This is a genomic window from Allobosea sp. RIT-PG3_2, from assembly GCF_057321085.1.
The window spans coordinates 36,776-61,017 of the sequence record NZ_JBXWCA010000014.1; the positions used below are offsets into that span (position 1 = coordinate 36,776).

The 24,242-nt window shown below is 62.4% G+C and carries 22 protein-coding genes; 15 read left to right on the top strand and 7 right to left on the bottom strand.

The window, feature by feature from the left end:
• Genes AC2FAN_RS26635 through AC2FAN_RS26655 form a run of 5 tightly spaced genes read left to right on the top strand, consistent with a single transcriptional unit; the run spans position 1 to position 6,552 of the window.
• Positions 1–1,056 carry an ABC transporter substrate-binding protein gene (locus tag AC2FAN_RS26635; RefSeq protein ID WP_265055332.1) on the top strand — a complete coding sequence of 352 codons (1,056 nt, stop codon included), beginning with the start codon at positions 1–3 and terminating at the stop codon, positions 1,054–1,056.
• A 23-nt stretch (positions 1,057–1,079) separates the two neighbouring features.
• Complete coding sequence (locus AC2FAN_RS26640; protein ID WP_265055331.1) at positions 1,080–2,156, top strand: ABC transporter ATP-binding protein; 1,077 nt, start codon at positions 1,080–1,082, stop codon at positions 2,154–2,156.
• Positions 2,153–3,913 (top strand): ABC transporter permease subunit, encoded by a 1,761-nt coding sequence (locus AC2FAN_RS26645; protein ID WP_485176994.1) that lies wholly within the window; start codon positions 2,153–2,155, stop codon positions 3,911–3,913. The genes AC2FAN_RS26640 and AC2FAN_RS26645 overlap by 4 nt, the downstream gene beginning before the upstream one ends.
• Before the next feature lie 22 nt (positions 3,914–3,935).
• Entirely contained in the window at positions 3,936–5,468 is a 1,533-nt protein-coding gene (locus AC2FAN_RS26650; RefSeq protein WP_265055329.1) for a class I adenylate-forming enzyme family protein, read from the top strand.
• Position 5,469: 1 nt separating this feature from the next.
• Positions 5,470–6,552 (top strand): hypothetical protein, encoded by a 1,083-nt coding sequence (locus tag AC2FAN_RS26655; protein WP_485176995.1) that lies wholly within the window; start codon positions 5,470–5,472, stop codon positions 6,550–6,552.
• A 572-nt stretch (positions 6,553–7,124) separates the two neighbouring features.
• Here AC2FAN_RS26655 and AC2FAN_RS26660 read toward each other — a convergent pair.
• Positions 7,125–8,258, bottom strand: a complete 1,134-nt coding sequence (locus AC2FAN_RS26660) for a substrate-binding domain-containing protein (RefSeq protein ID WP_485176996.1) — start codon at positions 8,256–8,258, stop codon at positions 7,125–7,127.
• A 164-nt stretch (positions 8,259–8,422) separates the two neighbouring features.
• Here AC2FAN_RS26660 and AC2FAN_RS26665 point away from each other — a divergent pair, with 164 nt between their 5' ends.
• From AC2FAN_RS26665 to AC2FAN_RS26690, 6 genes are all read left to right on the top strand, one after another.
• Positions 8,423–9,676, top strand: coding sequence for an extracellular solute-binding protein (locus tag AC2FAN_RS26665; protein WP_485177005.1), 1,254 nt, complete (start codon positions 8,423–8,425; stop codon positions 9,674–9,676).
• A 12-nt stretch (positions 9,677–9,688) separates the two neighbouring features.
• Complete coding sequence (locus AC2FAN_RS26670; RefSeq protein ID WP_485176997.1) at positions 9,689–10,621, top strand: carbohydrate ABC transporter permease; 933 nt, start codon at positions 9,689–9,691, stop codon at positions 10,619–10,621.
• A 1-nt stretch (position 10,622) separates the two neighbouring features.
• Positions 10,623–11,474, top strand: coding sequence for a carbohydrate ABC transporter permease (locus AC2FAN_RS26675; protein WP_485176998.1), 852 nt, complete (start codon positions 10,623–10,625; stop codon positions 11,472–11,474).
• A 19-nt stretch (positions 11,475–11,493) separates the two neighbouring features.
• Positions 11,494–13,002 (top strand): lyase family protein, encoded by a 1,509-nt coding sequence (locus AC2FAN_RS26680; RefSeq protein WP_485176999.1) that lies wholly within the window; start codon positions 11,494–11,496, stop codon positions 13,000–13,002.
• Entirely contained in the window at positions 13,002–14,084 is a 1,083-nt protein-coding gene (locus tag AC2FAN_RS26685) for an ABC transporter ATP-binding protein (protein WP_265055322.1), read from the top strand. Before AC2FAN_RS26680 ends, AC2FAN_RS26685 begins: the two co-directional genes overlap by 1 nt.
• Before the next feature lie 1,623 nt (positions 14,085–15,707).
• Positions 15,708–16,403 carry a MarC family protein gene (locus AC2FAN_RS26690; protein ID WP_265055320.1) on the top strand — a complete coding sequence of 232 codons (696 nt, stop codon included), beginning with the start codon at positions 15,708–15,710 and terminating at the stop codon, positions 16,401–16,403.
• A 205-nt stretch (positions 16,404–16,608) separates the two neighbouring features.
• Here AC2FAN_RS26690 and AC2FAN_RS26695 read toward each other — a convergent pair whose 3' ends face one another.
• Positions 16,609–16,944 carry a hypothetical protein gene (locus tag AC2FAN_RS26695; protein WP_485177000.1) on the bottom strand — a complete coding sequence of 112 codons (336 nt, stop codon included), beginning with the start codon at positions 16,942–16,944 and terminating at the stop codon, positions 16,609–16,611.
• 758 nt (positions 16,945–17,702) lie between these two features.
• On the opposite strand from AC2FAN_RS26695, the gene AC2FAN_RS26700 reads away from it, so the two are divergent.
• Positions 17,703–17,897, top strand: coding sequence for a peptidoglycan-binding domain-containing protein (locus AC2FAN_RS26700; protein WP_476808116.1), 195 nt, complete (start codon positions 17,703–17,705; stop codon positions 17,895–17,897).
• A 421-nt stretch (positions 17,898–18,318) separates the two neighbouring features.
• Here the strand turns inward: AC2FAN_RS26700 and AC2FAN_RS26705 are convergent, their stop codons facing one another.
• Positions 18,319–18,528 (bottom strand): DUF3606 domain-containing protein, encoded by a 210-nt coding sequence (locus tag AC2FAN_RS26705; protein WP_485177001.1) that lies wholly within the window; start codon positions 18,526–18,528, stop codon positions 18,319–18,321.
• Positions 18,529–18,733: 205 nt separating this feature from the next.
• On the opposite strand from AC2FAN_RS26705, the gene AC2FAN_RS26710 reads away from it, so the two are divergent.
• Positions 18,734–19,246, top strand: coding sequence for a L,D-transpeptidase (locus tag AC2FAN_RS26710; RefSeq protein ID WP_485177002.1), 513 nt, complete (start codon positions 18,734–18,736; stop codon positions 19,244–19,246).
• 76 nt (positions 19,247–19,322) lie between these two features.
• Here the strand turns inward: AC2FAN_RS26710 and AC2FAN_RS26715 are convergent, their stop codons facing one another.
• Complete coding sequence (locus AC2FAN_RS26715) at positions 19,323–19,883, bottom strand: hypothetical protein (protein WP_265050158.1); 561 nt, start codon at positions 19,881–19,883, stop codon at positions 19,323–19,325.
• Between the two features lie 258 nt (positions 19,884–20,141).
• Positions 20,142–20,267, bottom strand: a complete 126-nt coding sequence (locus AC2FAN_RS26720) for an ABC transporter (RefSeq protein ID WP_265050157.1) — start codon at positions 20,265–20,267, stop codon at positions 20,142–20,144.
• Positions 20,268–21,049: 782 nt separating this feature from the next.
• Between AC2FAN_RS26720 and AC2FAN_RS26725 the strand changes: the two genes are divergently transcribed.
• A complete protein-coding gene (locus AC2FAN_RS26725; RefSeq protein ID WP_485177003.1) occupies positions 21,050–21,544 on the top strand; it encodes a TMEM175 family protein in 495 nt (164 codons plus the stop codon).
• Between the two features lie 488 nt (positions 21,545–22,032).
• On the opposite strand, the gene AC2FAN_RS26730 is transcribed toward AC2FAN_RS26725, so the two are convergent.
• Positions 22,033–22,308: a hypothetical protein gene (locus AC2FAN_RS26730; RefSeq protein WP_265055319.1), complete on the bottom strand. Its 276-nt coding sequence runs from the start codon at positions 22,306–22,308 to the stop codon at positions 22,033–22,035.
• Positions 22,309–22,453: 145 nt separating this feature from the next.
• The gene (locus AC2FAN_RS26735; RefSeq protein ID WP_442865083.1) at positions 22,454–22,867 is read right to left on the bottom strand and encodes a DUF1236 domain-containing protein; all 414 of its coding nucleotides are present in this window, start codon (positions 22,865–22,867) and stop codon (positions 22,454–22,456) included.
• Positions 22,868–24,065: 1,198 nt separating this feature from the next.
• On the opposite strand from AC2FAN_RS26735, the gene AC2FAN_RS26740 reads away from it, so the two are divergent.
• Positions 24,066–24,242, top strand: a 177-nt coding sequence (locus AC2FAN_RS26740) for a MucR family transcriptional regulator (protein ID WP_485177006.1), incomplete at its 3' end; no start/stop codon positions are given.

Sequence of the window (24,242 nt, forward strand, 5' to 3'; positions counted from 1 at the left end):
ATGTCGAACCTGACCACGAATCCGACGCGGCGCACCTTGCTGCAACTCGCTGCCGGCGCGATCGCAACGCCCTACCTGGCGGGCACGGCACGCGCCGCGACCCAGATCACGGTCGCCGATCCCGGCGGTCCATTTGGCCCCGCCTTCCGCAAAGCCTTCTATGACCCCTTCGAAAAAGCGACCGGCAACAAGGTCGTCAACGTTGCCCGCGAGGCCGAGCCTACCGCCCAGTTCAAGGCTATGGTCGAGACCAAGTCCTATACCTGGGACGTCTGCACGCTGACGCTCTCGGCCCGCGACATCCTCAAGGCGCAGGGCCTGCTCGATCCGATTGGCTTCGCGCATGCCGATGTGCCCAAGCTGATGCCCGAGGCGATCTCGCCCGAATTCATGGGCACGGACGTCTATTCGACGATCTTCGCCTACCGGACCGACAAGGTGAAGAACGCGCCCGCGAGCTGGACGGATTTCTTCAATGTCGAGAAGTTCCCCGGTCGGCGCTCGATGCGCAAGAACCCAATAGACAGCATCGAGCAGGCTCTGCTCGCAGACGGGGTGCCGCTCGACAAGCTCTATCCGCTCGATATCGAGCGCGCCTTCAAGGTTCTCGACAAGATCAAGCCACATATCGCAGTCTGGTGGACGGGTGGCGCCCAGTCGACGCAGCTTCTGCAAAGCGGCGAAGTCGACATGACCACCGGTTGGAACGCCCGCCTGCAAGCTGCGATCGATGGCGGTGCACCGGCCAGGATCATCTGGAACCAAGGGCTCTACTCGATCGAGGGCTGGGGTTTGCCGAAGGGTGGCCCAAAAGCTGAGGTGGCACGTCAGTTCGTCCGCTTCTGCTCCGACGCTAAGCAGCAGGCGGTCTATACCGAGGCGTTGGCATATGGCCCGACGAACCTTGACGCCTACCAGACGATCTCGCCCGAGCGCGCCAAACTCCTGCCGACCTCACCGGAAAACCTGAAGCAGATGGCGATCGCCAATGAAAGCTGGTGGAGCGAGAATCGTGCCAAGGTCACCGAGCGCTTCAATTCCTGGCTCCTGACCTGACGGCGATGAGGACGGGTGCCGGAATGACCGCAAACCAGCCGAAATCGGCCCAACTCGTCGTCGAGGGCAAGCTCGTCATCGAAGCGCTTTGCAAGCGCTATGGCGCGACCACGGCGCTCGAACCGAGTTCGCTCAGCGTCGCAGAGGGCGAGTTCCTCACCTTGCTGGGGCCTTCGGGCTCCGGCAAGACGACGCTGCTTCAGCTGATCTGCGGTCTGGTCGAGGCCAGCGAGGGCAGGGTGGTGATCGACGGACGCGACCAGTCGAACATGCCGGTTCACCAGCGCGATATCGGTCTCGTCTTCCAGCATTACGCGCTCTTCCCGCACCTGACGGTGGCGGAGAACATCGCTTTTCCGCTCAAGATGCGTGGGCGCCCGGCTGCCGAGATCGCCGGCCGGGTCGCCTCCACGCTCGATATGGTCCATCTCGGCCATCTCGCCGGGCGCTTCCCGCGCGAATTGTCCGGCGGCCAGCAGCAGCGCGTCGCGCTGGCACGCTGCTTCGTCTACCAGCCCTCGATCATCCTAATGGACGAGCCTCTCGGTGCCCTCGACAAGAAGCTGCGTGAGCACATGCAGATCGAGATCAAGCGGCTGCACCGGGAGAGCGGTGCGACCATCGTCTACGTCACCCACGATCAGGAGGAGGCGCTCGCGATGTCGGACCGCATCTGCCTGATGAACCACGCGAAGATCGAGCAGCTCGGCACGCCGCGCGAGATCTACGAGCGCCCGCGCACGGCCTTCGCCGCCGATTTCATTGGCCTCTCCAACATCTTCCGCGGCAGCTGGGACGGCAAAGGTGCGCTCGACACACCCCATGGCCGTTTCGCCCTGCCGAGCGGCGCGAATTGCCAGAGCAACGACGCGGCGCTCGTCATCCGGCCGGAGAACCTCCATCTCGGCGAACGCGACGGCAATGCCGTCTGCGGCCGGGTGAGCGAAATCGTCTATGCCGGCTCGGAAACGCGCGTAATCGCCTCGCTCGGTGACGGCAGCCCGCTCGTGCTGCGGCTCGGCCCGGAGGATCCGGTGCCCGCCATCGACCAGGCCATCGTCGCCGGCTGGGCCCGCGACAAGGCGGTGCTGGTTGCATGAGCGCGGTCGCGGCAGGCACCGCTCCGGCGCGCCGGAGCAAACTCAGGTTCGGTCCGCTCTGGCTGGCGGTGCCCGGCCTCATGTTCCTCGCGGTCTTCTTCGCCTGGCCGGTTGCACAGCTCCTCGGCCTCAGCGTCGTCGATCCGGAGAGCGGAGGCTTCTCGGCCGGCGCCTACCAGCGCATCGCCGCGACCGACGTCTATCTGCGCGTGCTCGGCATTACCTTCCGCATCGCCGGCTGGACGGCGGTCTGGTCGCTCTTGATGGGCTACCCGCTGGCTTATTGGCTGGCGCGCCTGCCCGACATGTTCCGCGGCCGCATGCTGCTCTTCGTCATGGTGCCGTTCTGGACGAGCTATCTCGTCAAGACCTTCGCCTGGATGATCGTGCTCGGCCGCAGCGGCATCATCAATTCGCTTGCGACGGGATCCGGCCTCGTCGACCAACCCCTGCCGCTGCTACACAACATGTTCGGCGTGATGGTCGGCATGGTCCATGCGATGGTGCCGCTCGCGGTGATGACCATGCTGCCGGTGATGACCGGAATCGACCGTCGCCTCGTGCAGGCGGCGCAGACCCTCGGCGCCGCCCCGGCGCGAGCGTTCTGGCTGGTTTATTTCAAGCTCTCTCTGCCAGGCGTCGCGGCGGCGGGGCTATTGGTCTTCATCTCCTCGCTCGGCTTCTTCATTGTGCCGGCCTTCCTCGGCGGGCGGCAGGAGACCATGCTCGCCCAGCTCATCATCACCCAGGTGCAGGAGCTGCTGAACTGGTCCTTCGCGGGGGCGCTTGCGGCCATGATGCTGGCGGCGGCGCTGGTTTCCTGCTGGATCTACGACCGGCTCTTCGGCATCTCGACGATCGCCGGCGGCTCGGCTCAGGTCGGAGGCGGACGCATCCGCGATCTCGGCCTCGCCATCCTCGGCATTGTCGCCGATATTGCGGGGCGCGTCGCAGCTGTTGCACAGAAATTCCTAGGCAACCGCATATGCGAGGGTATGCTGCCGGGCTTCTGCTGGCTCGTCATCGGGTTTCTGGTGCTGCCGACGCTGATAGTGATCCCGCTCGCATTCACCTCCTCGCAATTCCTCGAATTCCCGCCGCCAGGCTACGGGCTCAGCTGGTTCCGCACCTATTTTGAATCCCCGCTCTGGCTGCAGGCAACGCTGCGCTCCTTTGGCGTCGCCTTCGTTACGGCGCTGGCTGCGACCGCGATCGGCGGCTTCGCGGCGCTGGCGCTGGCCCATAGCCGCACGCGCTGGGGCGGGCTAATCTTCGCCTTCTTCCTGGCGCCGATGATCGTTCCGCGCATCGTCATCGCGGTGGGCCTGTTCTACCTCTTCGCGCGGATGGGCCTGATCGCGACCGATCTCGGACTGATCATCGGTCATACCGTGCTGGCGATCCCATTCACGCTCGTCACCATCGCCGCCGTGCTCAAGACCTATGATCAGCGGCTCGATCAGGCGGCGGCGACGCTCGGCGCCAACCGCGTCCGCACCCTGACGGGCGTGACGATCCCGCTTGTTAAGGGCGGCCTCGTCGCGGCCTTCCTCTTCGCCTTCATCACCTCTTTCGACGAGCTGACAATCGCGATCTTCGTCTCGGGTGGCGTCAAGACGACCCTGCCGAAGCAGATGTGGGACGACATGATCCTGCAACTCAACCCGACGCTGGCCGCGGTTTCGGTGGTCGTCTTCGTGGTGGTGACGGTGATGCTGCTGCTGGCCGAACGCTTCCGCTCCTCCTCTTCTTCCTGACATCGACGACTGAAGCGCAACCATGACCTCCCCAGACAAAGACGGCTTCGTAGGCCTTCTGACCGCGCGCGCCGCTGCCGAGCCGGATCGCGTCTATGCCCGCTTCAGCGGCGAGCCGCTGAGCTATGGCGAGTTGGAGCGGCGCTCGGCCGCCTTCGCCGCGCATCTACGGTCGCGCGGCATCGTCACGGGCGACCGCGTCGCGGTGATGATGCGAAATTCCCTCGCCAGTATCGCCGTAGTTTTCGGGCTCGCACGGGCCGGCGTCGCCTGGGTGCCGGTCAATGCTCACCAGCGCGGCGAGGGGTTGAACTATCTCCTGACCCATTCCAGCCCGCGCCTCGTCGTCGCCGACATCGAACTCGCACCCCAGATCGCCGAGGCGATGGGGCCCGACACGACCCTGCCGATGCTGTTGCATGCGCCGGGCGGAGATCTCGATGCGGTGCTCGTGGTAACCGCCCGTTTCGACGGACCGGCCCCAGCCGCGGATGCCGTCTTCGCCATTATGTACACCTCCGGCACGACAGGGCGGCCGAAGGGCGTCATCGTCTCGCACCGCATGCTGCGGCTGGCGGCCGAGAGCGTGCTCTATCTGTCGGATGCCAAGCCCGGCGAGGTCTTCTTCGTCTGGGAGCCGCTCTATCATATCGGCGGCGCCCAGCTCCTGCCGCTGCCGATGATCCGCGACGTATCGCTCGCCATGGTCGAGCGCTTCAGCGCCAGCCGCTTCTGGACGCAGGTCCGCGAGGAGGGCGCGACCCATATCCATTATCTCGGCGGCATCCTGCAGATCCTTCTGAAGCAGCCGGCTTCCGTGCTCGATCGCGAGCATGGCGTGCGCATCGCCTGGGGCGGCGGCTGTCCGGCCGATATCTGGCCGCAGTTCCGCGACCGCTTCGGGGTCGAGATCCGCGAATGCTACGGCATGACCGAAGCCTCCAGCCTGACGACCTGCAACACCAGCGGCGTGTTTGGCTCCGTCGGGCAGCCGATGCCCTGGTTCACCATCAGGCTGCTCGACGGTGAGGGCAGGCCCGTCGCGGCGGGCGAGCGCGGCGAGATCGTGGTCAAGACCAGCATCCAAGGCGCAATCTTCCCCGGCTATCTGGACAATCCCGAGGCGACCGTGAAAGCGCTGCACAACGGCGCCCTCCATACCGGCGATCTCGGCTCCTTCGATACCGACGGCAACCTATATTTCCACGGCCGCATGACCGACAGCGTGCGCTGCCGCGGGGAGAACGTCTCGGCCTGGGAGGTCGAGCATGTCGCGGCCGAGCATGAAGCGGTCGAGGATTGCGCGATGATCGGCGTCTCCGCCGATATCGGCGAGCAGGACATCAAGCTGTTCGTCAAGCCGCGCCATGGCGCGGTCATCGACCCGCAGGCCCTGTCCGGCTGGCTCGGCCGGCGCCTCGCGCCCTACCAGAACCCACGCTACATCGCCCTCGTCGACGAGTTCGAGCGCACGGCGAGCCAGCGCATCATGAAACACAAGCTCTCGCCCCGGCTCGACGATTGCTGGGACAGGGCAACCGCGACGGGGCGCTAATATGGCCGGCTGCGACATCCTAATTTCCGGCACCGGCGGCTTCGCCGCGCGCATCGCCTTCGACATCGCTGCAGCCGCCCGCGAGCCGATCGAGGTGATCATCGCCGGGCGCAACTTCGAACGCCTGAACTGGCTGCGCACTGCCGCCAATGCCCGCGCTGCGCTCTTCGGAGCCACGGCGCGCTTCGCCACCCACGAGATCGACCTGCTGGCGCCGGATGCTTCCGACGTCTTGCTCACGGCGACAGACCCACGCATCGTCGTGCAGGCGGCCTCGATCCAGACCTCGCAGGTCATCGCCCAAAGCGGCAATGCATGGACGGGCCTAGTCGCCGAGGGGGGCCTGAGCGCGACCGCCGTCTTCCAGGCGCTGATCAGCGCCCGCGTCGCCGCCGCCATCACGCGGGCCGGCAAGCCGGTGACGCTGGTCAATTGCTGCTTCCCCGACGTGGTCAACGGCATGATTCGCGCGATGGGTCATGACGTCTCCTGCGGCATGGGCAATGTCGCGATCCTGTCCAACGTCTTCGCTGGCTCGGCCGCGAGGCCTGCCGGTGCCGAGGTCAAGGTTCTTGCGCATTACCAAAACCTCGCCGCCTGGCGTCGCCGTCCCGAGGAACGCGGTGGTCGCGCCCCGCGCGTCTGGCTGGGCGGCGAGGAAGTGGCCGATGTCTACGCTCGCTTTGCCGATATCCAGCTCACGCCTGAGCCGGTGATCGAGATTTCCGGCGCGAGCGGTGTCCCGATGCTGTTGGCAATGGCAGGCGGTCGGCGCTGGCAGGGCCATGTGCCCGGACCTGACGGCCTACCGGGAGGCTATCCAGTCAAGCTGGTCGGAGGCAGGCTGGAGCTCGCCCTGCCGCCGGGATTGCTGCGCGAGGAGGCCATCGCCTGGAATACGTCCTTCGAGGCGAGCAATGGCCTTGTCGTCTCCTCAGATGGTACAGCGACCTTCACCGGGATTCTGGGCGGCCGGATTGCTGGTCACATCCCGGAGCTGCGGGATGGCTTTGATGTCCACGAGCTGGAAGCCGTGTGCGAGACGCTGTTGGGCTTACGCGAAATGCTGATGCAGCGCGCATAACCTGCGACTCGTCGTTTGGCCGATAGAGCCTGGTTAACGGGTCCGGCACGACTGTAGCTGTGCGGGTGAGCGGCCGGAGTTGGACCCCTGGCAGTGCTCTCTCCGCGACGATCGCCCTGTACCATGACAGTCCGCTTCCGGCGCTGCTCGGGTGTGCGGGTTTGGCGCTGTGCGGCGCTCAGCCGTCGGAATGATCGGTTTTCGGGTGGACCGTGGACGTTCTCGGCCCTCTATCCTGAAATGCGGCGCGGCGTCGTGCCAATGGCGTTGAACCTGCATCCGATACGATCAGTCTCAGCGGTGCTGACTTCTCGCAACATGACCACCAGAACGGTCATTTGCCCGATCCGCAGAAATTTTCTCGTCCAGCCGACCCACTCGTAGATGTGGGATCGAATAGATCAGCTGCCTCGTGTAGGCATTGGCAGGCGATGCGAGGACTTGCGCCCATCTCCACGATCCTCCCCTTAAGCATAAACGATGATCCTATCCGAAACCGCTTTGCCGCGACAGATCATGCGTGATGAACAGAAGCGAGATTTGCAATTACTACTGCAGACGCAATAGCAGCTTCAATCACCCGACGCGCAGGGCCCGCGCGAGCCTTCTGAGGTGGCTGCCAGGCCGACCGATCCGCGAAGCGTCAGATCGAAAGGTAGGATCTTGCGGAGAGGGGCCGACGTCCCCGCTTCAATCTGATCGATCAGCATCATGGCGAGGTCCTCGCCCGCTAGGCGAATAGAGGTAGCGGTTGCCGTGAGGGGCGGAACGAACTGGTCGGCGCTGATCCCGCGGACGCCATCATCGTGACAGACGACGGAGATGTCGGAGCCGACGCAAAGTCCACGCTCGGCGATCGCCCGATAGACTCCGCGCGCCTGAAAGACCGAGCCGCAGATGAAGGCGGTCGGCGGTTCGAGGCCGTCGAGGCGGCGCGTCGCGGTTTCATAGCCGGTCACCTCGGTCATGGAGACGAACTCGATGGCATCGGGCCGCGGCGTCAAGCCGCGCGTGGCGAAGGCGCGAAGGAAGCTTCGTGCACGTGCCGTCGCGTAGCGGAACTTGTCGAGCCCATTTACCACCACGATGTTGCGGTGGCCGTAGTCGATGAGCAGATTGGTCAGGCGCTCGAACGCCGTGTCGTTGTCGGTATCGACGAAGGAATAGGGTTCGCTCACCTCGCTGCGTCCATGCACCACGAAGGGCAGGCCGAGGCCATTCAGCAAGGCGATGCGCGGATCGTCGACCAGCGGCCGCGTTATGATGACGCCGTCAAGTGTCTTCGAGGAGGCCAGCTTGCGCAGCACGGCCGCCTCGTCATCCTCGAAGGGAGTCAGCAGCAGGCTGTAATTGCGCCGGGTCACCGCAGTCGAGATGCCCGCCAGCACATCGACGAAATTGGTTTCGGGCAGTTGCAGCCGCTCTAGCGGGAAGACGAGGCCGATCGCTTCGGTACGCCCCGTCGCCAAGCTGCGCGCCCTTGCGTTGGGACTATAGCCCATCGCATCGGCGGCGGCGACGACACGATGCCGCGTCGTCTCGGGGATGCCGGGATGGGCGCTTAGGGCACGGCTGATTGTTGATTGCGACAGGCCGAGCGCAATGGCCAGGGTCTTTAGATCAGGGGCGACCTTGTGCAAGCGCTTGCTCTTGCGCGGTGCGCCCTCGCGGGCTGGTTCGTCCTGCGCGATCGAGCGATGTGTCATTTGGCCCGTTGCGCCTCCCGAATGTCATGAGATTTACCCTCCATGCCACCGGTTGACAATTACCAGCTGCGGAATAGCATGCAAGCGCTTGCATAATAATGCTGGAAAACAGCGACCACCTGGAGGAGACACTGATGAGCTTGATGACGATCACGTGTCGTTCGATGCGCAGGCCGATCGTGGTCGCAGCGCTGGCCCTTGGCGTTCTCGCAGCAGGGCTCGGGCGCGCCCAGGCCGTCGAGATCCAGTATTGGCAATACGTTTTCGACACCCGCGTCCAGGCGATGACCGAGGTGATCAAGCAGTTCGAGGCGGAGAACCCCGGCATTACTGTCAAGCAGGTCACCTTCCCCTATGCCGACTACCAGACCCGGCTGATCGCGGCCAAGGCGGCAGGGCGCAGCCCCGAGGTGATGCAGCTCTTCTATGGCTGGCTCGACACCTTCATCGCCGGCAAGCTCGTCCAACCGCTCTCGAAGGGGGCATTCCAGGATGCCGAGATCGAGAAGGACTTCTTTCCGATCGTTTCGGCGATGAAGCGCAATGGCGAGTATTACGGCCTGCCGACTGCCGTTCGGGCCATGGCGCTGTTCTACAACAAGGACCTGTTCCAGAAGGCTGGTCTCGACCCCGAGAAGCCGCCGAAGACGCTGGACGAATTCGTCGCTGCCGCCAAGGCGATCGCCAAGCGCGATGCCGGCGGCAACTACCAGCAGGTCGGCATCGCGCTCGACATCGCCCGGCAGGACCACAACTGGTGGCGCGAGATACTCGTGCGCCAGTATGGCGGCGAGTCATATTCCGAGGATGGCAGCAAGGTCGCCTACAACACCGAGGCCGGCGCCAAGTCGCTGGAGTTCTACACCAGCCTCCAGAAGGTCCATCGCGTCGGCCAGGAGAGCTTCATGGACGAGGGGCAGGCTGCCTTCCGTGCGGGCCTGGCCGGCATGGTCGTCGACGGCACCTTCCGCGTCGCCTCCTACAAGACGATCCAGTCCTTCAAATGGGGCGTCGCCGAACTGCCGACCGTTGACGGCAAGAAGGCCAATTTCGGCAGCTATTTCGCCAATGCCATCGCGGCATCGGCTACCGGCGAGAAGAAGGCGGCGGCCGAGAAGTTCATGCAGTTCATCTCCTCGGAGAAGGCGATGAAGGTCTGGCTCGAGAAGGTCGGCGAACTGCCGGCGCGCCGCGCTGTCGCAATGACCGATGCCAATGTCAACGACCCGGTCTACGGCCCTTTCATCCGCGCACTCTCCTATGCCTCGACGCCGCCGATGGTCGACGAAGCGCAGCAGCGCCAGGTCTCGATCGACATGATCAACGGGGTCCTGCTGAAGGACACGCCGATCAAGGAGGCGCTGAAGGTTGCTGCCGATCGCGAGCAGGCGATCCTCGACAAGTTCAAGGCCAAGTAAGAGGCGGCCATCATGACCGCAGCGACATATCGACCTCCGGGCGCTGGCCCGGGGGGCGCCTGGGGGCGGCTGCCAATCTCGACCAAGCAGATCATCTGGGCCTGGGCGTTCCTTGCCCTGCCGGTGATCTTCTTCACGGTCGTGCGCTTCTATCCGACGATCGAGGCCTTCTACATTTCGGTGACCGACTGGGACCTGCTGAATGAGGCAAAGTTCGTCGGCCTCGACAATTACCGCCGGCTCTTCGCCGATCCGGTGTTCTGGCAGGTCTTCCGCAACACCTTCGCCTATCTGATCTTCGGCACGCCGATCGCGATAGCGCTGTCCTTCGCCATCGCTTATTATCTCGACCGCGTGACCTTCCTGCACGGCACGATCCGCGCGCTCTACTTCCTGCCCTATCTGACCACGGCGGCCGCAATGGCCTGGGTTTGGCGCTGGTTCTACCAGCCGGTCCCGATCGGCGTGATCAACAGCATGCTGGCTTCCGTCGGCCTGCCGACGCAGCCCTTCTTGCGCTCGATCGAGCAGGCCCTGCCGGCTATCATGGCCACCGCGATCTGGGCGCATCTCGGCTTCCAGATCATCATCTTCATGGCTGGCCTGCGCGCCATCCCGACGAGCTATTATGAGGCGGCGCGCATCGACGGGCTTGGCGAGGGCGCGCTCCTGCGGCGCATCACAATTCCCCTGCTGAAGCCGACCACGGTCTTCCTCGTCGTCTTCTCCTCGATCGAATTCCTGCGCATCTTCGATCAGGTCTACAACATGACCAGCAACGATCCCGGCGGGCCGCTGAACTCGACCAAGCCGCTGGTGCTGATGATCTACCAGAGCGCGTTCTCGTCCTACCAGATGGGCTATGCGGCGGCGCAGACCGTCGTGCTGTTCACCATCCTGTTCACCATTTCGATGGCGCAGCTCTGGATCCTGAGGAGCCGCTGACATGGCTGACCCAACTTTCCAGTTGGCACGGCACTATTCCGCGATCCGCCCCGGCCGCATCCTCGCCTGGACGCTGCTATTCCTTGGCGGCGTCGTGATGATGACCCCGCTGCTTTTCATGTTCTCCACCTCGCTGAAATCGGCGGGACAGGTCTACGATTTGAAACTGATCCCGACCGAACCGAGCTTTGCCAACTACATCAAAGTGCTCTCGGACGGTCGTTTCAGCCGCTGGTTCCTGAACTCCGTCAGCATCGCCACCATCGTCACTCTTTCCTGCCTGTTCTTCGACAGCCTTGTCGCCTACACGCTGGCGAAGTTCCGCTTTCCCGGTCGGCAGGTGGTGTTCCTGGCAATCCTCTCGACGCTGATGATTCCGACCGAGATGCTGGTCATCCCCTGGTATCTTATGGCGAGCAAGCTCGGCTGGGTCGACACCTATTGGGGCATCATGTTCCCCGGCCTGATCACCGCCTTCGGCGTCTTCCTGATGAAGCAGTTCTTCGAGACCGTGCCGGATGACTTCCTCGAGGCTGCGCGGATCGACGGGCTGAACGAATTCGCGATCTGGTGGAAGGTTGCCCTGCCGCTGGTGACCCCGGCGCTCTCGGCGCTGGCGATCTTCACCTTTCTCGGCAACTGGACCGCTTTCTTCTGGCCGCTGATCGTGACCACCGATTCCGCGCTCTACACGCTCCCGGTGGGCTTATCGAGCTTCGCCGTCGAGCAATCCATCCAGTGGGAACTGATCATGACGGGGGCCTCGCTCGCGACGATCCCGACGCTGATGATTTTCCTGTTCTTCCAACGCTACATCGTGCGCGGCGTCATGCTCGCGGGCGTCAAGGGCTAGAGGACTTCAAGGTTTCGACATGGGCATTCTGCAGGCCAACGACCACACGGAGTTCCCCGATCCGGTTTATCGGGCAACCGTGCTCAAGCCGCTCTTCGACGGCGCCAGGCTTCACCATGCCGGGGCGCTGAGCGCGATTGACCGGGCCCATCTGGTCATGCTGGTCGAGACCGGTATCCTCGATGCGGCCCAAGGTGCGGTGATCGCCAGTGCCTTGCTGGCTATGGCGCACGAGATCGATCCCGCCACGCTGGCCTATGGCGGCGATGTCGAGGACTATTTCTTCTACATGGAGCGGGAGCTCAAGGCCCGTGCCGGCACGGATATCGGCGGCCGCCTGCACACGGCGCGCTCGCGCAACGACATCGACCACACCTTCCTGAAGCTCGGCTTCAAGCCCCGCATCGACGGGCTGCTCGCCGCCTGTCGCGGCCTGCTCGCGGCGCTGATCGCTGTCGCCAAGCGCGACCGCGACGTACTGATTGTGGCCTATACCCACGGCCAGCCAGCCCAGCCCACGACCCATGGCCATTATCTCTCCGCCATCACCGAGGTACTGATCCGCGACATGGAGCGGCTGGAGGCGGCCCGCGCCATCGTCGATCTCTGCCCGATGGGCGCGGCCGCGATCACCACCTCGGGTTTTCCGATCGACCGGTATCGCGTCGCGGCCCTGCTCGGCTTCTCAGCGCCGCTGCAGAACTCCTATTCCTGCATCGCCGCGACGGACTACCTGACATCGGTCTACAGCGCGATTTCGCTGATCTTCCTGCATCTCGGCCGAGCGGTGCAGGACTTCCAGTTTTGGTCGAGCTTCGAGGTCGGACAGCTCTATCTGCCCAACGCCTTCGTGCAAATCTCCTCGATCATGCCGCAGAAGCGCAACCCGGTGCCCTTCGAGCACCTACGGCATCTCTCCAGCCAGGCTGTCGGCCGTTCGCGCGCCGTCATCGACGTGATGCACAACACGCCCTTCACCGACATGACCGACAGCGAGGCGGACACCCATGAGATGGGCTACCAGGTCTTCGATGTCGGCCACCGGGTGCTCGACCTGCTCGCCGCCACGATCAGCGCCGGCCGGATCGACCCCGAGCGCGTCGCAGTTAACCTCAGTCGCTCCTGTGCCACCATCACCGAACTCGCCGACTGGCTGGTGCGCAGCGAGGGCCTCTCCTTCCGGCTCGGCCACGAGATCGCCGCCGATGTCGCGCGCGGCGTAGTGGCAATGGCGGGCGACCTCCCCAGCGACGGCTATCCGGTCTTCCTGAAAGCCTTCGAGCATCATGTCGGACGCAAGCCCGCGGCGGGTGCGACAGAGTTTGCGCGCATGGTCTCGCCCGAGCATTTCGTCAGCGTCCGCGACCGCTTCGGCGGCCCGGCCCCCGCAGCCATGGACGCTGCGCTGGCGGGCTACGATGCGGCGCTGGCAGGCTTCGAGGCGCGCGCGGAGGCAAACCGGCAGCACGAGGCTGACGCCGTCGCGGAACTCGACCGCCGCATTCTCAACATTGCACGAGGCGGGTGATGGCAAGGATCGAGCTTGACAATATCTCCAAGCGCTACGGCAACGTCGCCACCGTCCACGGCATCGATCTGACGATCGAAGATGGCGAATTCGTCGTCCTCGTCGGACCCTCGGGCTGCGGTAAATCTACCACTCTGCGCATGATCGCAGGGCTGGAGGCGATCTCCGGCGGCACGCTGCGCATTGGCGGTGAGGTGGTCAACAACCACGAGCCCAAGCACCGCAACATTGCGATGGTGTTTCAGAACTACGCGATCTACCCGCATCTAACGGTCGCCCAGAACATCGGCTTCGGCCTCTACACCTCGACACTCTCCAAAGCCGAGAAACAGGCGCGAATCGGCGAGACGGCGAAAATGCTAGGCCTCGAAACCTATCTAGAACGGCGGCCGGCGGCGCTCTCCGGTGGCCAGCGCCAGCGTGTTGCCATAGGCCGAGCGATGGTGCGCGACCCTGTGGCCTTCCTGTTCGACGAGCCGCTCTCCAATCTTGACGCGCAGCTTCGCGGGCAGATGCGGCTGGAGATCAAGCAGCTACACCAGCGCCTGCGCAGCACCATCGTTTTCGTCACCCATGATCAGGTCGAGGCGATGTCGCTCGCCGACCGCATTGTTGTCATGCGGGACGGTCGCATCCTGCAGGTCGGCGCACCGATGGAACTCTACAACCGCCCAGTCGATATCTTCACCGCGCGCTTCATCGGCACGCCGGAAATGAACATGATTGATGCGACGGTAACGGATTTCGGGCTGAACGCCGGTCCCAATGGCCCCTCGCTGCGCCTGACTGGCCTGCCGAGGCGACCCGACGCCGGGCGGGCGATCGTTCTTGGCATCAGGCCACAGGAGCTCACCCTGGTCACTGATGAGCGGGACGATTTGCCGATCAGCATCGAGGGCAAAGTCCGCGTTGCCGAACCGCAGGGCTCGGAGACTTTCGTGCTGGTCGATCTGCCGATCGGGCACATCGTCGCGCGGGCTCCGGCCACGGCGATCCTGCGGCCCGGGGACACGGTCGCATTCGGCGCCCATCCAGACAGCGTGCGTATCTTTGACAAGACGACGGAAGCGCTGATCGCTTGAGGCGTCGACCGCGATTGCGCCCTGGCTCGTCGTGATTGACCCCAGGTCGATGATTGAGGTGGAACGAGCGCGTCGCGTGGATGAGGCGGAACCGAGCGCAGGGCTTTGCCACAAGGGCGATCCGCTGGGCATGATCCGCCGAACATCACGGCGCTCTAACGCCCCGATCTACCTCGACCTGTGCCTCCGAGAGCGGTGAACAGGTCGTGGCGCGGCGAGGTGACGGCCGCACCAAGAGGCGTTGTCACATTAAGATTGCTCGTGCTCCGCACCAATGGCCGCGAAGTGGGGTCGGTCAAAGGCCCAAGCCTGACGAAAGCGCTTATCGCTTTGTTTACCTTACGATAGGCACTATACAGCGTGCCTTCTACGCAGAGGGTGCCGGCCGAGTGCGGTGTAGCGTTTTGCCTCGGCCGGCGTCTCTTCAATCAAAAAACCCATCGGTTGGATCAGGCTCGCGGGGCGCCGCCACGATGCGTGGCGTTGGCCGCTCCCTTAACTGCCCGGCCGGCATCGCCGTCGCCGCGCGCAGGCGAACGGCTGCTACTGATTTTCCTGTCCCACCTGCCGATTCGGCGCTGCCGGCACGCTTGGTGCCTTGTCCCGCTTCCCTCCGGGGCTCATGCCCAGCGCCGATTGCCAGTATAGATCGAGGACCTTCCGCTTCAAATCATCCTCATCTTCCACGACGGCCACCAGCGCAGCCCCTATATAGGCTAACCGGGTACGTTGCCGCTGCTCCAACGCATCAGGAATGCTGGCTCGACTTCGTACCACGCATCCGTGAGCCGAGCAGAACTGGGTGGCTTCCGGCCTTCGCTGACAATTCTAAAGTCCGCCGCCGTGGTGAGATCGACTCTGAAGGGATCGCGATGACGACGGGCCCAGGCCGCTGCTGCACGTCACGCTCAACGATTTCGGCGGGGGAGGCCAGTGCGGCGTTCCAAGCGATGTACCTTCAATCTCAGATGAGTCCGCCGGAGCTCGCGCCAACCGCGTCGACAAAACGTTTCAAAGTGCCAGGCGGGCGGCTTGGCTGAATTGCCGATCGGCGTCGTGTAGGATGCGGCCTGCTGGACGGAGCGGTGCGGCGACTGCTGCATCGCCGCAGGCTGGGGGACGCCATTGCGGGTCGAGCTCGGCTTGGGCGCAGCGGCGCTTGAGGATCAGGTTGCCGGCGTGGGGGTTTCCGGACGGGACGCATCGACCGGCTGGGAGATGTCGGGCGGAGAGAGAAGGCTGAAGCCGCGTAGCCTCTCGCTTCTGTTTCTGGCCCCTAGCCGACGTCAGGAAGGTGCGCTTTCGGGCGGTGCCGTTACTCGATTGGCCCAGTCGGAGCTGGCGTGCAGTGGCTTCGCTTCCTGTGCAAGCTTGGGTGGAGCGTCGAAACTGGTCAACGCCAGACCATTCAGAACCGACGCTTGCAGCGCCGCCTGCGGAGCGCATAACCTCAAACCCATATCAGCCAGGGCCTCCGTTCTTGAGACCCGTCAACAGTCTCAAATCAGTTGACGACAGACAAACTGCTGTTGAACCTATCTATCCGCAGAGGTGTCCTCCGGCATGCCCAATCGGAAATAAAAACTCAGCGTGCAAAGTTAATCTCAGCTGGAGGCGCCACCTATGCAAACCTGGATCAATACGTTTTTAGTGGTGCTCGCGGCGATCTTTCCCGTGGTAAACCCACCGGGAACTGCGCTTGTGTTTATCGGGCTCACAAGCGGATTTACACCCCATATTCGGCGCACACTGGCTCTACGGGTCGCAATCAACTCGCTGCTCGTGCTCGTGTGCTCCTTTCTACTTGGGGCGCTGATCCTGCAGTTTTACGGGATCTCAATATCTGTATTGCGCGCGGCGGGTGGTTTCATCGTCGCGGTATCCGGCTGGAATCTCCTCAATAGGGGAAGCCACAAAGCCATCGAGGCATCACGCGACGCCGCACCTGTCGGGGATCCGCTCAGCCTGGCGTTCTATCCATTGACGCTGCCCCTCACCACCGGCCCGGGCACAATCGCGGTGGTGATCAGCATCGGCATCTCGAGGACAACTTTCTCGCAGCCGGCCGATGAGCTGTTGTTCATATTCGCCAGCCTTGCCGCTGTTACTGTGATTGCGTTCGCAATCTGGCTCTGCTTCTCGTACGCCGACCGGATTCGCAGGGTTCTCGGTCAAGGCGGAACTGACATTGCCGTCCGCTTAACCGCCTTCATCCTCTTCACCCTCGGCGTGCAAATCCTTTGGTCGGGCCTGAGCGAACTCCTCATCTCGGTTATACACCCAGACTCAATCCGGACCGGATCCAAGCCGATGGGCTAAGGTGACCCAGGGATTTGCCTGCCGAGATTTAGAAGCTGCCGTTGTCGCAGAAGAGCCTGGGCCGATATGCGACCGCGATCTGGTCAAACCCATGAAGAGGCCAGAGCCAGCGCGACGTCGTCCGCGCGGCCTTCAATCAGGCAACTTGACCAGCCCGATTAGAGAACTTTCTAGGGGGCAGACCAGCATCAATCGGGCTGAGAACTCACACCAGGTGATCCAACGACGAGAGCGCAAGATACAGCCCTCCAAGGAGCCGCTGTCGGCACAGCGCGTTCTCCGCGTACATGCCGCCGTCCGCAATCTCTTCCTCGAGCGCCATCTCATCTCCCGAGCGACGCTGCGTCTCTTTCGAGCCGCGGCCGCGCAGCAATGGCAAAACGCGACAGCCGCCGTGTAAGTCGGCTTTGCTCAGGGCGAAATCCGACTCGCCGAGGTTCCCGTGAATGCCCAGAAGGGAACCGCCCTGAAAAAATGATTGTTCTTGTTCAGACCGCTGCAGAACAGCCGCTCGCGGACCAGCCATGGGAGACAGCGACAATGAAAAACCATCTTGCGATGGGAGCCGTGGCCCGCAGGGACTGATCTTTGGCGCTGGTGGCACCAGCGGCGAGGCGCAAGCCAAGCCACATGGATGGCATCACGGCCATGGGCATTACAACATGTATCGCCATGGCCCCCGCCGCCACTATGGCTGGAATCGCGCTCATCATCGCGGGTGGTACAAGCATCACCGCTACCCCGCCTATTACGGGGGCTGGTGAGCCTCATTCGCAGACCAAGCCGATGGATTTGCTCACGATCTATCCTCCGGCGATTCAGCAAATAATCTCGGATCAGCTCCATAGGCAATGGGGTATGGTCTGGTTGAACGGGTCGTGGCCTCATGTGGCCGTTGTCGCAAGAAACCAAGCAAGGAGTCCTGCCGATTGGCCTGAAGACGAGCTTGACCTCGGGCCTCGCTGTCGTCGCACTCTTAGTCGCCGGTATGGCTTACTGGACGTTCCACGAAAGCTCGCAGACTGTTGCTCCGTCGGGTCTGCCCGGCGCACCCCCGCCTGCACCTCAGGCTAGTGTTCCGCCTCTAGCGCCCGCGCCTCAGGCCAGTGCTCCGCCTCCGGCGCCCGCGCCGCCGCTCAGACCGTCCTCCCCCCACCTGTGAGCGCACAGTCCAACCAGCCCGCGGCGTTCCCTACCACGTCGCCAAGCCCAACCGCGACAGCGGAGCGGGGACAGGCAACAATACCTCCCTCGGCAGCGCCTTCAGCCCCAATCGCAACCCTACCCGCTGAGAGCCAAATGTCCGAAGCGGACCGCCGACAGCTCCAGCAAGTATTACAGCGTCTGAACTACTACCAAGGACCCATTGATGGAAAATTCGGTCGGTCGACGCGTGCCGCCATCCGTCGTTTCCAGGACAGCATTGGCTTCAAAAGTACCGGGTACTTGACCTCAGCGGAGGCTACTCGCCTAAAGGGATCTGTACCCAGATAAATGTTTGAATGGTTGGGGCAACCCACCAACGACCGCAACATTGATGCCCTCCCTGGAAACGCGGCAGAGCCAGAACGGCGTTGTCACGTTAACTCCGGCATTGCGGGAAGCCGTGTAGGTGGGCGTGCGTGACCCCGCTGACCATCGGCTACAAGCGCCATCGGCTTCCACCGGCCCACCGTGGGGCTGTATTTCCGCTTTCCGCTAGCTTTGCCGGGTGGCGGAGATGCTTCTGGAGTGCGGCATTTCCGTCTCCTACAATACGGTGCGGCGCTGGGGCGATGATGATCGGGGTTACGCCCGCGGCTGAAGCGCAAGAGGCCGAGCTGCTGCCGTCTAGCATCTCGACGTGACAATATTGCCTTTCGCGTACCGGGCCTCGCTCTGTGAGCGAGGCCCTTTTCGACTTATAGGGGCTTGCCTAGTAGCTGGGCCACCGCTGCTGAACGACGCCGGCCTTTTCGACGGCGGCTTTCAGCTGCTCAGCCGACACTCCGAATTTTTGGGTACAGTACTTGAGCTCATGAGGCTCAACCCCGGCAGATCGGAATGTGGCAGGCTGTTGTACGAACGAACGCGCTGAAACGATATCAGCGACGAGCGCGACAATCTCTTGGTCAATTTCGGACATTTCTCTTCACTTCCCCAATTGATCGTTTGCTAATCATGTCATTGATTCTGCGATCCCGATAAGATTTCGGCAGGCTATTAGCGCGGAATGCGCGAGCCGTCATCAAATTTCGGCATGTCAGACAGCTGTTGTGCTCTTTCTGCTACCGATTTACAGTCGGAAGCCATTGGGCTACTGTGATTGCGATAATGTGGGCGTCATAGAAATGCTGATCTTTCGGGTAATGCTTCGGGCGGGCATCGTATTGGTGTCGTTTGCGATTGCGGGAGCGGTTCGGGCACGCGAAATCGTGGCTTATAAGGGCGACGCGGTGCCAGGCGCGATCGTTATCAGGACGAAGGAGCGGAGCCTGTATTTGGTGCAAGGCAATGGCTCTGCGATCCGGTATCGCGTGGCCGTTGGGAAGGCCTCCAAGCAATGGCTCGGCGAAGTGCTGGTCGAGGGCAAGCATGTCGAGCCGGCCTGGTCGCCGCCTGACGAGATCAAGCGCGATAACCCAATGCTTCCGGACGTTATTCCCGGTGGATCGCCACGAAACCCGATGGGCGCGCGCGCGCTTACGCTCTCTGGGGGCGGCCAATATGCAATTCACGGCACCAATCGGCCCAATTCCGTCGGCACATTCGTGTCCTATGGGTGCTTTCGGATGTTGAACGAAGATATCGTCGACCTATTCGACCGCGTTGCGGTCGGAACCCCAGTTCTCGTTCTGCGCTGATTGCTGGGTGAGTTCGGTTTGCTAGCCGCCCGTCGGGGACGACCCAGCAAGCGCGTGAAAGCGAAAAAGGCTCTCGTTATTGAACGCGGTCGGAGGTGAATTCGACCTCCTTGACCTTTCCATTGTTGAGAGCCCGAAGACTGGCGATGTAGTCGGCCGGATAGAGCAGCGTGTTGCTAGGCGCCTCCAGTCCCATGAACTGCGCGACCTCCCCGACCCACCTGTTGCAGTTATTGAGAACGGCATGCCACATCGGGGAGGTCTCTTGCTTGTCTCTAATATACGCTGCAACGCGACGGTACTGAGCCTCGTCCATGACGACCCTGAAGCGCGCCGAGATGTATTCATCTTCCAGGTCGCCGTCGCTGGGGCCCGTTTCAGATGGAACAGGAACAACATGCCCGACGGACCAAAGTTGCGGACCTTCTCCTGCCGGGTGTAATCCGGCGACCTGGTCCGCCGTGACCTGACCTACCTCGCCTCTGGCGTTCAACCGGCCATGGACAAGAAAGGTATGGCCATAGCTGAGGGCGTAGCGCGACCGGAACTCCACGAAATACTGCCCGGCTCGCTGGTCAGCTTCTCGTCGAGATGTGTGATGTTGTCCCTTGCCGGCTGAGTTCAGCGCGGCGGCCACCTCGTGGCCGGGAGAGAGCGCAGCACGATCTCGTGCATGGGTTGGTCGCGGCCCAAACCCGCAAAAAAGTCCCACAGCGCAAACTATGAAAGCCCAAGAGGGCGCTCGATGGTTCAGACCACACCACATCGCATAACTCCCGCTTCCGCAAGAAAGCTCAAAAGCGCTATCGCGGCAGCCGGGTCTTTGAAGTACCAGAGGAACTCAATTCAGAGTAAGAAAACGGCCGATTTGATCGGCCGTTTTCTATCGAGATGGCTACCCCTTCGTAACGATCGGAGCAGAAACCGGCGGTGGGGCTTTGCCTTTGCCCTTGCCGATCGCAGCACATCCTCCGACGCCCATCAGCGCAACAGATACGGTCAACACCAGAAACTTTTTCATTGATTTGTCCTCGCCCCTCGTTGGGATCCCCTAACTATGGGTGAAAGAAGTTTGACCACTAGTGCGGATGCGCAACACCCCTACCCGTTTTTGGTGCCCAAGCGATGCTGACCAGGTCATGGGTGAGATGTATTCATATTCCAGATCGCCGTCACTGAGGCCCGTTTCAGCTGGAACAGAAACAACATGACCGACGGACCAAAGTTGGGGACCCGCGGCACGCAGGGTTGATGGATTGGACGATGTCGCCGCTAGGCCACTCGCGCCCGCGGCTTGAAGCTCGCCGCGCCGGCATGTCGATGGTCTTCAGCCCTGGACGGCGGTGCAGCCCGAACACGAAGAAGTCTGGCGCATGTCTCGCGCGGAAACCTTCTCGCCGCCGGTCTGCTGGCCAGCTTTCGTCACCCTCCTGGTCTGGCCCAATCGACGGGGGCTTCGCTTTGGTGCTTCGGAAGGCGGGGTGTAAAGCTACCAGTCCTGCGAAAGAGCTGAGTTTCGAGGGGCCCGCGCTGTGCCGAGCTCGCCAGGCATCGGCGATTACGCCCCAAGGCCGGATCGCAAGCGTGAGCGGGATGTGGCGTTCTGGCTGGATGTAGGGGAGGGGGTATGTTGTCCATCCAACGTTTCAGATTGGAAACGCTGGCCTTGAGGACGTTCTAGCGGCCGTTAGGCGCACGGATTCAATGTATGCTGCTGATCGGGCATGCTCGCTTGGCTAAAAGGCATTCGACATGCTTGGGGAGGCTTTCGGGAAGCCTGCGGTTGCCCAGACGTTGAGGCGTATGGTCAGCGACGCGCAGACGCACGGCGCCGAGCGCGGACTCAAGCGCCTCGAGGGGTTTATCGACGCAGTTTTCGCTATCGCTCTGACCCTGCTGATCGGTGAAAACAAGGTGCCGGGTTCTCCCGACCGCCCCCCGCGACTACAACGACCTCGCAAGCGCCATGGCCAAGCAATGGCGCGAACGTCTGGCACTGGTCGTTGCCATTGGGTGATTGGCGCATACTGGCTGCAGCATCATTATTTTGGACGCATCTACGCCCGGAGCAATCACTGGTTCCTTACGCTAAACCTTTTTGTTCCTGCTCGAAGTGGTTCCAAAGAGGCTGCCTCTGGAAGCATCAGAGATAACGGCACGCAGGGCGCGTGCGTCCGCCTCCCGTCAAACTGCCAACTTCCGGTTATCGCGCAGACCGACCTCGGACCACAGAGCACGGCGGGGCACCCGCCTTGCCTTTTCGTCATTCGCCGCACAGCGTCATGTTTGGAAAGCTGACTCTCGCTGAGCCCGCCAGCTCACTCTGAATGCGGTCTAAGCGAGCTTCGACTCCCTGACCGAGGCAGACCTTCATCAAGAGCTGCCCGGCATTTCGCTCCGCCATCGTCAGCGGCCCAGCTTGTGCTGCCTAATCTGCAGCCTTGCGCTCAAAACGGATAGACGATCCTGACCTTGCGATTCTTGCGCTCTCGCGACAGCTCCGCCGCACGGTCCTCAGGTTCGACCGGCGAAGCTTGGGGTCCGTTAGTCCAGTGACGTCCCAAAGCAATGCGGGTGCTGACTTCGACCCCTGTGATCGCTACATTATTCGAGCGCTCCTCATGGTCCTCGGCCGCATATGCAGCAGAACCGCACGAAAGGAGCGCGACAACAGCCAATACTGTATGAGGACGTCGCATATCGCCTTCTTGCTCCCAAAATTCTGCAAAACCGCTGGATGATCTCATTGAAAGTGAGGGGACGGCGGTCGACCATCCCCGCTTTAGTCAATTGATATCGCGGGTTACTTTTCGCGTTACCCGGTCGCCATAGGCGTTGGTATGGGTGATCTTTTGGGTGACGCGCGTCGTGCCGCGATGGCCGACTTCGTGGCGCACCACGACTTTTCGAACGCCGTGGCCATGCCCATTTCGCCAGCCGCGGTGCAGACCTGAATCGACGTGGCGCCGCTCCTTGATGACCACCGTTTCAGCAAGAGCGGGGGCCGCCGCCAGCGGCATCGCGATAAACGCCAGCGGGGCGAGTAATAGAAATTTCTTCATAGGATTGCTCCGGAAAATGAGAGTTTCTCAAGGATGAGAATGGGTAAGCCTCAAGGCCGCGATAGGGTCGCGGGCCGATAACTGCACTTGGGAGGCTCGCCTCGAAACCGATGGCCCGCCTTCGAGAAGGTGGGCCATCCAAGGTTTACTCGATCACCTGAATGATCTTGCGGGTTTTCGGCTCGACGATCACCGTGCGATCATTAATCGTCGTATAGCTATAGCCCTTCACGCCGAATTCCGCGGGGACGTCGCGATAGGTCACGCCACGCTCCGGCAACACCGCACCGACGCGAACTTCCTCGCGATAGGCGTACGAGGGAACTTCATGCTGACGGACATAGGTCTTGAAGCGGGGCGTGTTATCTCCGGCGATTCCGCCGACGACAGCTCCGCCGACACCACCAACGACCGCACCGACTGGTCCGCCTACAACCGCTCCCCCTACCGCGCCAGCTGCGGCACCGGCGGCAGCACCACCTCGCGCGCCTTCCGGATTCTGAGCAACTGCCGCCATGGGAGCCAACACAATGGCAGCGGCAAGAATGATCTTCTTCATCAGACGACCTCCAAATTGATCCCCCAGACGTGCCCACAACTTAGAAAGGTTACAAAGAGTTCCACGCTCTTGTTCGCTTCCGAAGCTTTAAGGCTCAATGCGGTCGATTATGAACAGATGTTCAGAGAATTCTGCTCAAGCTTACGGCCCGCTCGTTATGCTAACTTGAATATAACGCGGATTGGATTCTCGCCGCACTAGGTGGTCATGGGCTCCTGACCGCCGGCAGATAAGCCGCTGGCCTGAGCGATGCGGCTTAGCAGGCCACGGAGGATGCTCGACCGGGGCTTCAATCGCGCATCGCGAATTAAATGCGCTAGCTGGGCCGGCGCGGCGCCGCGCCAGAAGAATGCTGGAAATCGCAAAGGGCAGCTTTTCGCACTCGGGACTAGCCGCTGACGACCGATTTAGGTCGTCAGCGGCCATCCAGCCCCTGGCCTAAACGCCCGACCGATCCCTTTGGCTTGAGCTGCCCCGCTTGCGTCTGGCTGGCGGGCTTTTTAGTCTCGCCTCAATCTTGCGCCGGCGATGCGGCTGCCTAAATTTTCGGCCGCACGCCCCGCGGGGGGAGGAGACATGCCGTTCTCGTCGTTGATTGACCCGGTCGACCTGGCCCGCGCGGACGCCGCTTTGGAGACCGCGTGGAGTAAACTAAGGCCGACTGTTTCCGTCGAGGATGCCGCGAAGGAGCGGGCGCGGTTGGCTTACATCGCGGCGGACCTAGTCGCCGTCGATGCGCGACGGCACGGATCCCGATTGCCTATCGCCTTGTCCATAATGAACACAGATGGTGGTGCAGCGGCACGCTAATAGGCGATATCGATCGGTCGACCCCGGCAGCTTCTCACAAGGGATGAGGGCGGAGTTGGAGGATGAGTCCGATATTGTCCTCCTTGTCATTGCCTAATCGGACAGGCGTCTCACCTTCGTGGCAAAATCCGACGGCTCGACGCCTCATTGACCGCCAGTCTTCGCACCGCTTGGCACTTGGCCATAATAATGAGCAGACGTACTATCACCCCCCTCTCGCCGGTGCTGCGACAGGCTGCAGCCTTTTAGCTCCGTATGATATAGTCAAAGGCAGCCTCGAAAATTGTTGCGAGCCGCTCGGCGTAGCGGCTAGCTCACCCCCAACCTCGGCGAGGACAACGTCTGCGTCGCCATCCATTCCGATCATCTCCTGGGATCACAAAAACCAATGTCTGAAGACAACAACCAGCTTATCGATCTGTCAGCGATGGTCGTTGCGGCCTACGTGGCACATAACAATGTCACCCGCGCCGATCTGCCCGAGCTTATCGCGAAGACTCATGCGGCACTGACTGGCTTGGGAGCTGAAGCTGCCGCGCCTGCTGCCCAGCCGCTTGTCCCAGCG